The organism is Dorea sp. AF36-15AT, assembly GCF_003477705.1.
Classification (GTDB): domain Bacteria; phylum Bacillota; class Clostridia; order Lachnospirales; family Lachnospiraceae; genus Claveliimonas; species Claveliimonas ammoniilytica.
The window spans coordinates 95,026-108,451 of record NZ_QUDV01000007.1 but is presented as its reverse complement, the minus strand read 5'-3'; the positions used below and the strand labels follow the sequence as shown (position 1 = coordinate 108,451).

Annotated in this window: 16 protein-coding genes; 15 read left to right on the top strand and 1 reads right to left on the bottom strand. The window is 44.0% G+C overall.

The features are described 5' to 3' along the window. From DWZ93_RS10935 to DWZ93_RS10910, 7 genes are all read left to right on the top strand, one after another. Window positions 1-1,305, top strand: coding sequence for a bifunctional folylpolyglutamate synthase/dihydrofolate synthase (locus DWZ93_RS10935; protein ID WP_118452958.1), 1,305 nt, complete (start codon window positions 1-3; stop codon window positions 1,303-1,305). 22 nt (window positions 1,306-1,327) lie between these two features. After that, the gene (locus DWZ93_RS15100; protein ID WP_262581054.1) at window positions 1,328-1,462 is read left to right on the top strand and encodes a hypothetical protein; all 135 of its coding nucleotides are present in this window, start codon (window positions 1,328-1,330) and stop codon (window positions 1,460-1,462) included. A 17-nt stretch (window positions 1,463-1,479) separates the two neighbouring features. Continuing rightward, window positions 1,480-2,841, top strand: coding sequence for a hypothetical protein (locus tag DWZ93_RS10930; RefSeq protein ID WP_118452957.1), 1,362 nt, complete (start codon window positions 1,480-1,482; stop codon window positions 2,839-2,841). 317 nt (window positions 2,842-3,158) lie between these two features. Then, window positions 3,159-3,470 (top strand): STAS domain-containing protein, encoded by a 312-nt coding sequence (locus DWZ93_RS10925; protein WP_118383379.1) that lies wholly within the window; start codon window positions 3,159-3,161, stop codon window positions 3,468-3,470. Window position 3,471: 1 nt separating this feature from the next. Beyond that, on the top strand, window positions 3,472-3,942 hold the full coding sequence (spoIIAB, locus tag DWZ93_RS10920; protein ID WP_118383380.1) for an anti-sigma F factor: 471 nt from the start codon (window positions 3,472-3,474) through the stop codon (window positions 3,940-3,942). Continuing rightward, on the top strand, window positions 3,921-4,634 hold the full coding sequence (locus DWZ93_RS10915; RefSeq protein WP_118452956.1) for a SigF/SigG family RNA polymerase sporulation sigma factor: 714 nt from the start codon (window positions 3,921-3,923) through the stop codon (window positions 4,632-4,634). The genes spoIIAB and DWZ93_RS10915 overlap by 22 nt, the downstream gene beginning before the upstream one ends. Window positions 4,635-4,681: 47 nt before the next feature. Continuing rightward, window positions 4,682-5,110: a winged helix-turn-helix transcriptional regulator gene (locus tag DWZ93_RS10910; RefSeq protein WP_147364665.1), complete on the top strand. Its 429-nt coding sequence runs from the start codon at window positions 4,682-4,684 to the stop codon at window positions 5,108-5,110. On the opposite strand, the gene DWZ93_RS10905 is transcribed toward DWZ93_RS10910, so the two are convergent. Then, window positions 5,073-5,825 carry an AraC family transcriptional regulator gene (locus DWZ93_RS10905; RefSeq protein ID WP_118452954.1) on the bottom strand — a complete coding sequence of 251 codons (753 nt, stop codon included), beginning with the start codon at window positions 5,823-5,825 and terminating at the stop codon, window positions 5,073-5,075. The genes DWZ93_RS10910 and DWZ93_RS10905 overlap by 38 nt on opposite strands. A gap of 187 nt (window positions 5,826-6,012) precedes the next feature. Here DWZ93_RS10905 and DWZ93_RS10900 point away from each other — a divergent pair, with 187 nt between their 5' ends. From DWZ93_RS10900 to DWZ93_RS10870, 8 genes are all read left to right on the top strand, one after another. Next, a complete protein-coding gene (locus DWZ93_RS10900; protein WP_118452953.1) occupies window positions 6,013-8,349 on the top strand; it encodes a beta-glucosidase in 2,337 nt (778 codons plus the stop codon). Beyond that, window positions 8,346-9,776, top strand: coding sequence for a glycoside-pentoside-hexuronide (GPH):cation symporter (locus DWZ93_RS10895; protein ID WP_118452952.1), 1,431 nt, complete (start codon window positions 8,346-8,348; stop codon window positions 9,774-9,776). Before DWZ93_RS10900 ends, DWZ93_RS10895 begins: the two co-directional genes overlap by 4 nt. Window positions 9,777-9,856: 80 nt before the next feature. Continuing rightward, the gene (locus DWZ93_RS14865; RefSeq protein WP_199665939.1) at window positions 9,857-10,021 is read left to right on the top strand and encodes a hypothetical protein; all 165 of its coding nucleotides are present in this window, start codon (window positions 9,857-9,859) and stop codon (window positions 10,019-10,021) included. After that, window positions 10,009-10,695, top strand: coding sequence for a stage V sporulation protein AA (locus tag DWZ93_RS10890; RefSeq protein WP_118383382.1), 687 nt, complete (start codon window positions 10,009-10,011; stop codon window positions 10,693-10,695). The genes DWZ93_RS14865 and DWZ93_RS10890 overlap by 13 nt, the downstream gene beginning before the upstream one ends. Continuing rightward, window positions 10,655-11,077 (top strand): stage V sporulation protein AB, encoded by a 423-nt coding sequence (locus tag DWZ93_RS10885; protein WP_118383383.1) that lies wholly within the window; start codon window positions 10,655-10,657, stop codon window positions 11,075-11,077. Before DWZ93_RS10890 ends, DWZ93_RS10885 begins: the two co-directional genes overlap by 41 nt. Before the next feature lie 17 nt (window positions 11,078-11,094). Then, a complete protein-coding gene (locus DWZ93_RS10880; RefSeq protein WP_118383384.1) occupies window positions 11,095-11,556 on the top strand; it encodes a SpoVA/SpoVAEb family sporulation membrane protein in 462 nt (153 codons plus the stop codon). Window positions 11,557-11,639: 83 nt separating this feature from the next. Beyond that, window positions 11,640-12,080, top strand: a complete 441-nt coding sequence (locus DWZ93_RS10875) for a MarR family transcriptional regulator (RefSeq protein ID WP_118452951.1) — start codon at window positions 11,640-11,642, stop codon at window positions 12,078-12,080. A 1-nt stretch (window position 12,081) separates the two neighbouring features. Next, window positions 12,082-13,425 (top strand): MATE family efflux transporter, encoded by a 1,344-nt coding sequence (locus DWZ93_RS10870; protein WP_118383386.1) that lies wholly within the window; start codon window positions 12,082-12,084, stop codon window positions 13,423-13,425. Window position 13,426 lies beyond the last annotated feature (1 nt).

Sequence of the window (13,426 nt, the reverse complement as noted above, 5' to 3'; positions counted from 1 at the left end):
ATGACGTATCAGGAAGCAGTCGATTATATAGAGGAGATTCCGAAATTTACAAAAAAACATACACTGGAACATACGCGTGAGTTTTTACGAGGACTTGGTAATCCGGAAAAGGATCAGAAGATTATCCATGTGGCGGGAACCAATGGCAAAGGATCTGTATGTGCCTATCTGCGTGCCATGCTGGAAGCAGATGGGAAGACGACAGGATTTTTTACTTCTCCTCATTTGGTGAAGATCAATGAGCGGATCTGTCTGAACGGACAGCCGGTCAGTGACGAAGAATTCCTGAGAGCATTTGAAAAAGTTAAGACAACAGTAGACGAGATGAGCGGAGCTGGCTTCGCTCATCCGTCCTATTTTGAATTCCTGTTTGGAATGGGAATGGTGGTATTTGCTGAAAAACATCCGGATTATACAATCCTTGAGACAGGACTGGGAGGAAGACTGGATGCGACCAATGCGGTGGGGAAGCCACTGATGACGGTCATTACATCGATCAGTCTCGACCATACAAAATATCTTGGCAATACCATATCGGAGATTGCGGCAGAAAAAGCAGGGATCATCAAACAGAATGTGCCGTTAGTGTTTGACGGAAGCAGTCCGGAAGCATCAGAAGTGATTCGCAGACAGGCGGAGACAAAAGGCGCAGAATGTAGAGAAATCACGAAACATGCGTTCAAAATCCAGGAAATCACAGACAAACGTATTGCTTTTTCAAGGGTAAATGCTTATGATGATAATATCGTCTGGAGGCTTTCTAATTCTGGGATCTATCAGGCAATGAATGCTTCTGTTGCGATTGCAGCGATGGAAGGAATCAGCAGGGAACCGGTAACGAAGGAGAAGTACGGGCGATGGCAGAGAGCACTCGCAGAAGTGCACTGGGATGGCCGTATGGAAGAGATCTGTCCCGGCATTTATCTGGACGGAGCACATAATCCAGGTGCCATTACGGCATTCTGCGACAGTATACAGGCACTGGGAGAAGAGACACCATCGGTGATCTTATTTTCAGCAGTGGAAGATAAAGAATATGAATCCATGATCCGGGAGCTGTGTGAGCGGGTACCGGCAGAGACCTATGTGGTTACCGAGATCGAGGATGGACGACGGGTGCCGGCAGAGGTGCTGAAACATATATTTGAGAAATACACAGACCGTCCTGTGCTTGCAAAGCAGCAGATCGCAGACGCATGGACAAGGGCAGTCAAAAGTAAAACAGAACAAGGAAAGATGTACTGTCTGGGATCATTGTATCTGGCGGGAATGATTAAGAGGGAAATATTACAGCCTGGCAGTTAGCGAAGATAAGGAGGACATACAGATGCTTAATTTTGAAGAAGAGTTGAAGAAATTCCAACCATGTCTGGAAGTAGAAGATATTGAGGATGCAGTTTATCAGGAAGATCTTGCTGATATGACTGATCTTCTGAGAGAAGTTATCGAACAAACGAAGTAAAAGGTTATGGGGATTATATGGAGTATACACAGAAAGTAGTCTATCAGTCCAATTACTGGTACAATGACGGACTTAAGAAGGCGAAGATCCGTGATATGACGGGAGCAGTCACATCGCTGAAGAAGAGTCTGCAGTTTAACAGTGAAAATATTGCGGCAAGGAATCTCCTCGGTCTGGTCTATTACGGCAGAGGAGAAGTGGGGGAAGCACTGGTTGAATGGATCTTAAGCAAGAATCTCAGACCAAAGGATAATATTGCCAATTATTATATACAGAAGATACAGAAAAGTCCGGCGGATCTGGATACGATCAACCAGGCGATCCGTAAATACAACCAGAGTCTGGTCTACTGCGAGCAGGGCGGAGAAGATATGGCTATCATCCAGTTAAAGCAGGTAGTAGCAGCATTTCCGGGATTCCTGAGAGCGTATCAGCTTCTGGCATTATTGTATCTGCACACTGAGCAGTACAGCAGGGCAAGACATGTGCTGAAGGAAGCACGCAAGTTGGATACGACCAACGAGATCACACTCCGTTATATGCATGAGCTGACCAATGGTAAGATGCGCAAAGAAGCGGCAGAGGCAGTCAAAAAGGATGAAAAGTCACAGACCGTCACTTATAATGTGGGCAATGATACTATCATTCAGCCCGCATCAGCATTAAAGGATAATAGCGGTCGCATGACATTTATTAATATCTTGATTGGTCTGGCAGTTGGTGTTGCGGTGATGTGGTTCTTAATCATGCCGGCGGTCAACAAATCTACCTCTCAGAAGACCAATAAGCAGGTGACAGCATTCAGCGACAAGATTGCAGAAGAGGAAGCACAGATCAGCGCACTGAAGACAGAACTGGAGAGCTACCGGGCGTCCAGCGAAGAGAGCGAAAATGCACAGCAGACAGCAGCGTCTACAAAGGAAAGCTACGAGATCGTGATGGAGATGTATTCACATTATCTGCAGAGCGATATGAAAGATTCTGCTATGGTAGATTCCCTGAAGAATGTTAATCCAGATGCGTTGGGAACACTTGGAAAGAGCCGTTATGAGGAGATGACGGACAGCATTTATCCGAGATATGCAGATGCATTATATACCGAAGCACTACAGGCATACGAGGTGGCAAACTACAGTACTACGATCAGTGACCTTGAAGTGCTTGTCGGATTTGATGAAGGGTACAGTGATGGCAAGGCCGTATATCTGCTTTATAAGGCATATGACAAGACAGGAGATACGGACAATGCGAATACCTGGAAAGACAAACTGGATAAAGATTATCCGAATGTAGATACATCAGATCTGGGAGAATCTGATTCGGAGTCGGATACATCAGGAAGCAGTAAGAAGAGTAGCTCAGATGACACAGAAGAATAAATAGAACACAAAAGAATAAGAACAATACGAAAGAGAAGAATGGGTAAGGTACCTGTTCTTCTTTTTGTGCAATAAGCCGCTATGCAGAAATCGTGCTTGCACGAATTTCTATATGGCGGCCAATGTTCATCGAGCCGACAGGTGAGATGACATTGATGGCATGTCGAGTAGGTGTTGGCCTACTCGATTATGCGCGACGAGTCGAAGTCCGAGCTGGCTCAGGACATTGACGACCGCTTACAATCTCAGAATGTGCCTTTTGGCACTTCTGATGATTTGTTGTTTAGCAGGGAGAATTAAGTAAAGGGGTTGAAACTATGAAATTTGAAGTGCAGGAGAATTACCTGACTATTTATCTGCCGAAGGATCTGGATCATCACAGCGCAGAGGAAATCAAAAGAGAAGCGGACCGTCTTATTGAGCGGGGGCATATCCGGTATGTAATCTTTGACTTTGCAGGAACGGAGTTCTGCGACAGTTCCGGAATCGGAGTCATTATGGGAAGGTATAAGAAGGTGTGTATGTTTGGCGGAGAAGTTTGGGCGGCGCATACCAGCGAACGGATCAAAAAGATACTGAAAATGTCAGGAGCGGCTAAGATTATGCAGATATATGAGGAGGAAAAGTAAGATGAAAGAAATCGTAAATGGAATGACAAATGAGATGAAACTGGAATTTGACAGCCGTTCCGCAAATGAGGCATTTGCAAGAGTGACAGTAGCGTCCTTTATGACGCAGCTGAACCCTACGCTGGAAGAGGTCTCTGATGTGAAAACAGCAGTGTCCGAGGCTGTGACCAACGCAATCATTCATGGGTATGAGAACCATGTGAATAAGGTGCAGATCTATGCGGGGATTGAAGGCAGGACGCTGCATCTGGAAATATCCGACCGGGGCGTGGGAATCCCGGACGTGAAAAAAGCAATGGAACCGCTCTATACCACCAGACCAGAGTTAGAACGGTCCGGCATGGGCTTTTCATTTATGGAAGCCTTTATGGATGAAGTGCAGGTGGAGTCGGAACCTGGCAAGGGCACTATCGTCCGCATGAAGAAAATTATAGGGAGAGGCAGGGAATTATGGACCACACAATCGCTCTGATTCAGAAGACTCACCAGGGGGATGAACAGGCGAAGGCACAGCTTGTAGAGGAAAATGTGGGACTTGTGTGGTGCGTGGTAAGAAGGTTCTTTAACCGTGGCGCGGAAGCAGACGACCTGTTTCAGATTGGAAGCATCGGACTGTTGAAGGCAATTGAGAAATTCGATATTACATACAATGTGAAATTCAGTACCTATGCAGTACCTTTGATCAGTGGCGAGATCAAACGTTTTCTCAGGGATGACGGAATGATCAAAGTCAGCAGGTCACTGAAAGAACTGGCATACAGAGCGTATACCTGTCAGGATAAGCTGCGCAAGAAATGGGGGCGCGATCCGACACTTCTTGAACTTGCGAGAGCGCTGGAAGTGGAGCCGGAGGAACTGACCGCAGCCTTAGAGGCAAGCTCCGATGTGGAGTCTCTGCACAAACCCATTTACCAGAAAGACGGACATGAGATTGAACTTATGGACAAGTTGGAAGAGAAAGAATGCAGGGAAGAAGAACTGCTGAATCATATTGTGCTGGGAGAATTGCTTAAGCGGCTGGCGGGAGAAGAACGTCAGCTCATCTATCTCAGGTATTTTGCCAATAAGACACAGGCAGAGATCGGGGAAGTCATGGGAATCTCGCAGGTGCAGGTGTCACGGATGGAGAAGAGGATATTAAGGAATCTGCGGGAGATGCTGTAAACGCATGGCATGATTAGAATGAAAAGCTATTTAACCGTTTGGGATATATGGAACGGAAAGGCAGTGGATTTGGAAAAATCATTGGCGGATATGAATTTCAGATCAATTATGATGAAAGCAAAAAACCAACTTTCCACTCAGACAGGTATCAGTTTACGGTTGTGATGCCAAATCTGAATTACAATGTCCCTCAAGATGTCCCTCGGAATGGCACCCAGGATGTCCCTCTGGATGTCCCTCGGAAAAACAGAGATAATCCTTTGGATATTCAAATATTAAATATGATTAAAAAAGACAATAAAGTAAGTACAGAAAAAATGGCAATGGCATTAGGTATAAGTTCAAAGACTGTTAAAAGGCATATTAAAGATTTAGATATTATTCAATTTGTTGGCCGTGGATGTAATGGTCACTGGGAGATTATAAAAAAAGAAAAAGTTATCTCCCAGCAGAATTCAGATACTCCACAGGCGTAACGTGGTATTTTTTCTTGAATAACTGAATAAAGTGACTTTCATTACAGAAGCAGAGTGTATAGCTTATCTCGTAGAGGGATTTCCCCTGAGAGAGCATATGCTGTGCTTCTTCTAATTTCTGGTCAACAATGTACCGATGCAGAGTGATTCCGGTTTCTTTTTTGAATGCCTGAGAAAGATAGTCACGGGATACGTGCAGCTCTGCCGCAATGTCAGCAATCTTTAGCCGGTGGTGAAGGTGAATATGGATCCAGTGCATACATTGATTGATCAATGGGCTGTAGCATTGCGGAATTTTATCTTCATTGACCTTACGAGTCAGTTCCAGTGCTTTATCGCACAGATAATCCAGACATTCTTCCATTGTGAGAATCAAGTCAATTTCCTGAATGTATCTGTCGCTTAACTGATACGCTTCACTTTCATCCAGACCGCCGAGAATCGCATAATGTATCGCAATTGCAATGGCAGAAACTGCCCAGTAGTGAATCTCACGCAGGGGATTATCAGACATATGACCGATGACAAGTCCGGAATTGCGATAAAGCGTGATCGCATTATCTACGCCAGTTATATCACCATTTTGAATAGCGCGGTAAAGCAGCAGCTCATAAGCAAATGTGGTATGTGTCTTACCCGTTTCGCGGGCATCATATAAAAAGTTTTTGGATGAACCCAGAAATTTATAACCGATTCTGGAAGGCTGACGTGCCATATTAATACCTCCTCTTTTGTAAGTGTAAGGTCTTTCATCCACTTATGAGCGAGCTCATGTGGATTTAGATCTTTTGACCCTGGCATCATATAATAAATATAACACATAACATCATAAATCTGATATAAAGAAATGGAAAGAAATGTTACGTTGATGCTATAGAAATCTGGTAAAAAGAGGTGATTTGATGAAGCGGAATCTGAGGGAGAAATGCAGGATGGTTACAGGTTATGGCGCATGGCATATTGGAATAATGCATGTATCAGATGGACCTCATGGGGTGCGGGCACAAAAAGATGGCGCGAAGAATGATGACAGTTACGAAGCGACCTGTTTCCCGACGGTCAGTAGCGTGGCATGTTCCTGGAACGTGGAACTGATTGAAAAAATGGCAGAGGGGATTGCGAGAGAGGCAAAGGAACTTGGTGTGTCTGTGATGCTTGGACCAGGTGTCAATATGAAGCGTTCGCCTCTTTGCGGAAGAAATTTTGAGTATTATTCAGAGGATCCGTTGCTTGCAGGGGAATTGGCTGCACATTACATAGCAGCCATGCAGAGATGTGGAGTAGGAACTTCGCTGAAGCATTATGCAGGGAATAATCAGGAAACTCACAGAATGACAGCAAATTCGATGATTGATGAAAGGGCGCTTCATGAAATCTATCTGACTGCATTTGAGATAGCGGTGAAAAAGGCAGATCCGGCATCAGTTATGGCAAGCTATAACTATGTGAACGGAATGCCTGCCTGCGAGAATTCCTATCTTCTTAAAGAGATTCTTCGGGAGAAATGGGGATACCGCGGACTGGTGATGAGTGATTGGGGCGCATGCGTAGATCTGCCAGCCTGCATTGATGCGGGAATGGATGTTGAGATGCCAGACAGCATGGGAAATCATTTGTCAGATCTTGAAAGAGCAGTGAAAAACGGGGGACTTTCCATTGAAAAGTTGGATCAGGCAGTGGAGCGGATTGAGAAACTGACAGCGGAATATGGGAAGAATTGTGTTTCTGATAACCAGAAAAAAGAAGTATCAAGAGACACAAGGAGAAAGAATCATGTGCTGGCAGGACAGATGGAAGCGGAAAGTGTAGTGCTGTTAAAAAATGAATCTTTTTTCCCGTTACAGACAGGAATGGGACTTCTAATTATCGGCGATCTGGCAGAATATCCCAGATATCAGGGAGGTGGAAGCAGCCACATCCATACAGAGATGATAGAATCTGTGAAGAAACAATTTGAAAAATATTATGAAAAGGTTCGGTATGTAAAAGGTTATAAACGTAATACGTTTAACCGAAATAAGCGGTTGGAGCAAGAGGCATTGCGTGCAGTGAAGCAAGCGGTTCGCAAAGGGATTCCGATTCTTTTCTTCGGAGGCCTCACAGATATGGCAGAAGGAGAAGGTTATGACAGGGAGCATTATGATCTGCCATATAATCAGACGGCACTGCTCAGACAGATATTGAAGATTACGGATCAGGTTGGCTTTATTTCTTTTGGAGGTGCGCCGTATGATATGGAATTTCCAGCCAGATGTAAAGCATTGCTTCAAATGTATCTGGGTGGCGAATCGGTTGGAAAAGCCTGTGCGGATATCGTGATGGGACAGGTAAATCCATCGGGCAAACTTGCGGAAAGTATTCCGTTCAGTGAAAGAGATGTGCCAAGTTACGGATATTTTGGAAAGCAGGGCAGACAGAAAAAGGCATTGGACGATGTAGAATACCGTGAAAGTATCTTTGTCGGATATCGGTATTACGATACATTTGATATTCCGGTCAGGTATTGTTTTGGTCATGGATTAAGTTATACAACATACAAATATTCCAATTTAAGAGTGAAAAAGAATGGACAGACATCGTATGAAGTGAGTTTTGAAGTACAGAATGCAGGGAGCATGGCAGGCAGCGAGATTGCTGAAGTGTATGTAAAGAATCCGAATTCTGATGCATTTAGGGCAAAACGAGAACTGAGAGGATTTGCTAAGGTACGATTGGAACCGGGAGAATGTAAAATGGTCACAATTCCGTTGACGGAGCGGGCATTTTCGGTATATCAGAATCATGAGTTTCAAGTAATCGGTGGAGAATATGAGATTCAGATAGGCGCGTCATTACAGGATATCCGCTTATCTCAGAAAGTAGAAATTGAAGGAAGGGAAGTGAAGTGTCCATTGACATTGAACAATAAAGTTCCGCTCAGCAGGGCAGACTTCGATAAGTTGTATGAAGGGAAACGGACACATTTTTCCCAGACGATGCCTGGTGAATTTACGACGAAAAATTCTCTGAATCAGATGCGTCCGTATTCGCATCTTGCCAGAAGGTGGCTTCGTATCGGGAAGTTTGCGGTCAGGCTGATGTATTTTCCAAAGCCAATGCATGATCCGGAGGTCAGGATGATGTGGGAAGGAATTGCGGACGGTAATATTGACAGTGTGTGTAATCAGAGTGGAGGACTTGTAAAGCATAAGACGATTTTAAAGATTGTGAAAGCGGCAAACGAGGAGGAAAAAGTATGAGGGAAAAGCTGGATAAAAGGACAAAATGGAGCTATTGTGTCGGTGCAACAGGACGAGATGCAGCGTATGCGCTCGTAAGCATGTATCTGATTCTCTACGTGCAATATACCATGCATCTTACAAGTGCTCAGTTTGCAGTGATCAGCGGTGTGATGATCGTGTGCATGGTATGGGATGCGATTAACGATCTTCTTATGGGAATTATTATTGAAAATACGCATTTCAAAATGGGTAAATTCAAACCGTGGATACTGATCGGTTCGATAACGAATGCGGTTGTGATCGTATGCCTTTTTACCATCCGGCCGTCCGGATGGGGATTTGTAGCATTTTACAGTTTCTTCTATCTGATGTGGGGGATGACATATACGATGAATGACATTGCGTATTGGGGTGTACTTCCGTCACTGAGTTCAGATTCGAAGACCAGAGATTCACTGGTAACGACGATGAGTGTATTTGTGTGTATCGGTCAGTTCTCAGTCGCTGGAGTTGTACCAATCGTGATTGCCGGAAATGCGGTTAATGCATATCGTATAGTAGCACTGATTGTAGCAATTGGACTGGTTGTATTTCAATGTCTGACCGCTTTTGGAGTCAAAGAACGTGAAAGAAAAGAACAGGTGGACAAACTGTCATTAAGGGATATGTACCATATTTTTGCCAGAAATGATCAGTTGGTCTATGCAGGAATTGCATCTGTATTTTTTAATATTACCTGTAATATACTGATCATCTTTGGCGTGAATTTTTTCTATATCGAGTATGGATATTCGGAAAGTGGCAATCTTGTGTTTTACTTTACGGTAATGTATGGTCTGGGAATGCTGATCTCACAGGCAAGTTATGCGGCAATTGCAAAGAGCATTTCCAGACAGCAGATCGTGGAAATCTGCTTTGTGGTGTTAATGATTGCCTATGCCGGATTTCTTGGATTTGGCTACATACTTCCTAAAAATGTTATCCTGTTAAATGTTATTGGTTTCATTATCTTTTTCTTCCAGGGACTGATGAATCTGGCAATCATTGTAATGATCAATAATACAATCGAATATGATGAAGCCAGATTTCATGAACGTCATGATTCTGTGATATCAGCAGTGCGGTCATTCAGTGTAAAGCTGGCAGGAGGAATCAATCAGGGATTATCAACACTGGTGCTCATCGTGAGTGGGATCTATGTGAAAAGCCAGAACATCAGTGCATTGGAGATCAAGGTAAATCAGGGAGAAATGACGAGTGCGGAGGTATTAGAGAAAGCAAATCATTATATAGGAGAAATTACACCTACGCAAGGACTCGTATTTCGGATGGGAATGGTATTGATTCCGGTCATTGCACTGGTGATTTCTTATATCATAATTCGGAAAAAATATCATATTGATGAAAAAGAGTATGAAAAATTAATTCAGAAACAAAGTGCATAATTTTCCTATTTTGGTCCATACTAACTGCATGTGCTAAGAGAAAATACAGTTAAGTGAATGCGGTAAAAGGAGAATGTGGTATGGAAGAAGCCAGAAAGAAGTTACGGATCTGTATGGTGCTGGTGGTGGCAGTAGCGATCATCGTGGGCTTGATCTACTATTTTCATGATGTGAGAGGGAAAGACTATGCTACAGAGGGAACACTGGTGCAGAGATATGAGGTGCAGACGGTATGTCGGCGGTAAAAGAAACGGTATATATCAAAGGTGACGAATCGGTAGAAGTAACCAGTCAAACGGTGAATCTTGGAGATCTGGTAGAACTGGAATGTTCGGATCCGAAGATTTTGCCCCGACTTAGGACAATCCATGTGTTGAAATTTGTTGATTCATCGAAGAAATATTCTTATCACAGACGGAGCAGAACGGTTGTATCCGTGCTGAAACTGATTCAGTGCATTCACGATGTATATCCGGCTGTGGATGTACAGAATCTTGGTGCACAGGATATCATCGTCACCTTGGAAAACCAGAAGACAGCAGGAGGTTTCTTACACTGGCTGAAGATTATCACCGTGGTGCTCATATCATTTTCCGGATCCGCATTTTCTATTATGGCTTTTAATAATGACGTGGATGTATCCAGATTATTTAATCAGATCTATGAATGGATGACAGGGCAGCAGTCAAGTGGTTATACGATGCTGGAGATCTGTTACAGTATTGGAATTGCTTTGGGAATATTGATCTTCTTTAATCATTTTGGAAAGAAGCGTTTTTCGGTAGATCCGACTCCGATGGAGGTGGAAATGCGTCTGTATGAAAATGATATACAGACAACACTGATTGAGAATTATTCCAGAAAGGGGAAAGAAGTAAATGTGGATACCACAGATATTGTCAGCAATCATCGGACTTAGCGCAGGGATGCTGGTGGCAGCAGGGCTTTTCTCCTTTATTACAGGACTCGGTGTAATCTCAGATTTTGCAGACCGGACACATACAGGGGAGCATGTGATGCTTTATGAAGATGCCATTGTAGTTGGCGGAATCCTGGGGAATCTGCTGTTCGTGTTTAAGATTCATATTCCGGGAGGCGGATGGATATTACCGATATTCGGACTGCTTGCCGGAATCTTTACCGGATGCTGGGCAATGGCACTGGCAGAGATGTTGGAAGTATTTCCAATCTTTGTGCGCAGGGTGAAGCTGGTGCAATGCATTCCGTGGGTGATTCTGGGAACTGCACTCGGTAAAACAGCAGGCGCATTATTATTCTTTTCCCGGCACTGGGGAAAATGACGGAGGTCAGGACAAGTATGGATCAGAATGCAAAGAAACAAAGAGAACAGAAAGAATATCAGGAGTATGTAAAAGCGGTAACACCTGTGCACAATTTGTGGATGAATATGACGAAGGCATTTGTAACCGGAGGTGTAATCTGCATGATCGGGCAGGGAATCCTGAACTATTGTAAAGCAGCTGGGCTGGATAAAGAAATCAGTGCCGGCTGGTGCGCAGTGGTATTGGTATTTTTATCGGCACTTCTGACCGGATTAAATATCTATCCAAGGATTGCCAAATGGGGAGGCGCAGGAGCATTGGTACCGATTACCGGCTTTGCCAATTCAGTAGCGGCTCCGGCAATTGAATATAAAAAAGAAGGACAGGTCATGGGCATCGGTTGCAAGATATTTACCATAGCAGGACCGGTAATCCTGTATGGAACGGTAATCAGTTGGGCACTGGGACTCGTGTGGTGGCTAGGAAGTTTCTTGTGATAAAAGCTATTGACAAAATGATGAATCCTCCATATAATTACCAAAGGTAATTAACTAAGGTAATTATATGGAGGATTTTTATTATGGACAATAGAATGATTAAAAGGATGCTTGATGCATGTTATCAGGCGAAGCGCATCCGTGAGATGCTCCCACCATTGCCAAGCGGCGTGATGCCATCATACATTCACTATCTGGACGTCATTGATATGATGGAAAAAGAAGGTATTTCTGTAAAAATTTCGGATATCAGTGACAGGTTGCATATTCCGAGACCGGGCGTTACAAGAACGGTAAAGGAAATGGAAAAGAAGGGATACCTTCAAAAAATTGCGTCACGTGATGACGGACGAGTTACGTACATAACTGCTACGGAGTCAGGCAAAGAACTGCATCAGAAATTCGATGCACAATATTTTACAATGTTAGCCCCTTATATGGATGCGATATCTGAAGAAGAAGCCGAGAATATGATTCTGACGATTGAGAAATTTTATCAGATTATGCGCGAAAGGAGAGACTAACATGGTAAATGATAAGACGGATTTTACACAGGGAAGTATTTTAAAGAAACTGGTTGCGTTCATGATGCCGGTGCTTGGAGCATTAATTTTACAGGCGGCTTACGGTGCAGTGGATCTGCTGGTGGTAGGAAGATACGGCTCAACATCGGGGCTTTCCGGTGTATCGACAGGAAGTCAGGTATTGAACCTGGTTACATTTGTGGTAACACAGCTCGCGATGGGAATTACCGTATTGATCGGGCGGTATCTGGGAGAGAAACGTCCGGAACAGATCGGATCAGTCATCGGCGGGTCGGCAGTTGTATTTGCCGGAATATCGATCGTATTGTTTATCTTGATGGTTGGTTTCGCACATCCGATTTCAGTACTGATGCAGGCGCCGGAAGAGGCAGTGGCACTGACAGCGAATTACGTACGCATTTGCGGAGGCGGAATCTTTTTTATCGTGGCGTATAATGTATTATCGGCCATATTCCGAGGATTGGGAGACAGCAAATCACCGCTGTTATTTGTACTGGTGGCATGTATTATTAATATCATTGGAGATTTGGCATTAGTTGCCGGACTGCATATGGATGCTGTCGGAGCTGCAATCGCGACTGTAGCGGCGCAGGGATGCAGCGTGGTATTTGCGATTGTTATTCTTTTGAAAAAGGATCTTCCGTTTTCGATCACAAAAAAAGATTTCAGGTGGAATGTACAGTGTAATCGGTTTCTTAAGATTGGATTACCGTTGGCACTCCAGGAGTTACTTACTCAGATTTCATTTCTGGCATTATGTGCATTTGTCAACCGTCTTGGTCTGGAAGCATCTTCAGGTTATGGAGTTGCGTGCAAGATCGTAAATTTTGCAATGCTGGTACCGAGTGCGTTGATGCAGTCTATGGCGTCGTTTGTATCCCAGAATGTAGGAGCAGGAAAGACCAAAAGAGCGAAGCATACGTTGTATACTGGCGTTGGTGTAGGACTAGCTGTAGGATGCGTGGTATTTATGCTGGTAATGTTTAAGGGAGATTTACTTGCAGGATTCTTCACGACAGATGCAGCGGTTGTCCAGAGCGCGTTTGAATATCTGAAAGGATTTGCTGCAGAGACACTTATGACCGCCATTTTGTTCAGCCTGATTGGTTACTTTAATGGGAATAATAAGACCGTATGGGTTATGACGCAGGGTCTGTTTCAGACACTTCTGGTACGTCTGCCGTTCGCATATGTAATGAGTATTCAGCCGAATGCAAGCCTGACAAAGATCGGTCTGGCAGCGCCGGTGTCTACAACTGTCGGCGTGATCATGAGTGTCATCTACTATATTTATATTAACAGAAAGAGTGAAAGTGAGTCATAGA

Excerpts from the sequence above, each read along its gene's own strand:
- DWZ93_RS10930 (WP_118452957.1), top strand. The coding sequence starts at position 1,480 with ATGGAGTATACACAGAAAGTAGTCTATCAGTCCAATTACTGGTACAAT.
- spoIIAB (WP_118383380.1), top strand. The coding sequence starts at position 3,472 with ATGAAAGAAATCGTAAATGGAATGACAAATGAGATGAAACTGGAATTT.
- DWZ93_RS10870 (WP_118383386.1), top strand. The coding sequence starts at position 12,082 with ATGGTAAATGATAAGACGGATTTTACACAGGGAAGTATTTTAAAGAAA.
- DWZ93_RS10900 (WP_118452953.1), top strand. The coding sequence starts at position 6,013 with ATGAAGCGGAATCTGAGGGAGAAATGCAGGATGGTTACAGGTTATGGC.
- DWZ93_RS10915 (WP_118452956.1), top strand. The coding sequence starts at position 3,921 with ATGGACCACACAATCGCTCTGATTCAGAAGACTCACCAGGGGGATGAA.
- DWZ93_RS10885 (WP_118383383.1), top strand. The coding sequence starts at position 10,655 with ATGTGGATACCACAGATATTGTCAGCAATCATCGGACTTAGCGCAGGG.
- DWZ93_RS10925 (WP_118383379.1), top strand. The coding sequence starts at position 3,159 with ATGAAATTTGAAGTGCAGGAGAATTACCTGACTATTTATCTGCCGAAG.
- DWZ93_RS14865 (WP_199665939.1), top strand. The coding sequence starts at position 9,857 with ATGGAAGAAGCCAGAAAGAAGTTACGGATCTGTATGGTGCTGGTGGTG.
- DWZ93_RS10875 (WP_118452951.1), top strand. The coding sequence starts at position 11,640 with ATGGACAATAGAATGATTAAAAGGATGCTTGATGCATGTTATCAGGCG.
- DWZ93_RS10935 (WP_118452958.1), top strand. The coding sequence starts at position 1 with ATGACGTATCAGGAAGCAGTCGATTATATAGAGGAGATTCCGAAATTT.
- DWZ93_RS10880 (WP_118383384.1), top strand. The coding sequence starts at position 11,095 with ATGGATCAGAATGCAAAGAAACAAAGAGAACAGAAAGAATATCAGGAG.
- DWZ93_RS10890 (WP_118383382.1), top strand. The coding sequence starts at position 10,009 with ATGTCGGCGGTAAAAGAAACGGTATATATCAAAGGTGACGAATCGGTA.
- DWZ93_RS10910 (WP_147364665.1), top strand. The coding sequence starts at position 4,682 with ATGGAACGGAAAGGCAGTGGATTTGGAAAAATCATTGGCGGATATGAA.
- DWZ93_RS10905 (WP_118452954.1), bottom strand. The coding sequence starts at position 5,825 with ATGGCACGTCAGCCTTCCAGAATCGGTTATAAATTTCTGGGTTCATCC.
- DWZ93_RS10895 (WP_118452952.1), top strand. The coding sequence starts at position 8,346 with ATGAGGGAAAAGCTGGATAAAAGGACAAAATGGAGCTATTGTGTCGGT.
- DWZ93_RS15100 (WP_262581054.1), top strand. The coding sequence starts at position 1,328 with ATGCTTAATTTTGAAGAAGAGTTGAAGAAATTCCAACCATGTCTGGAA.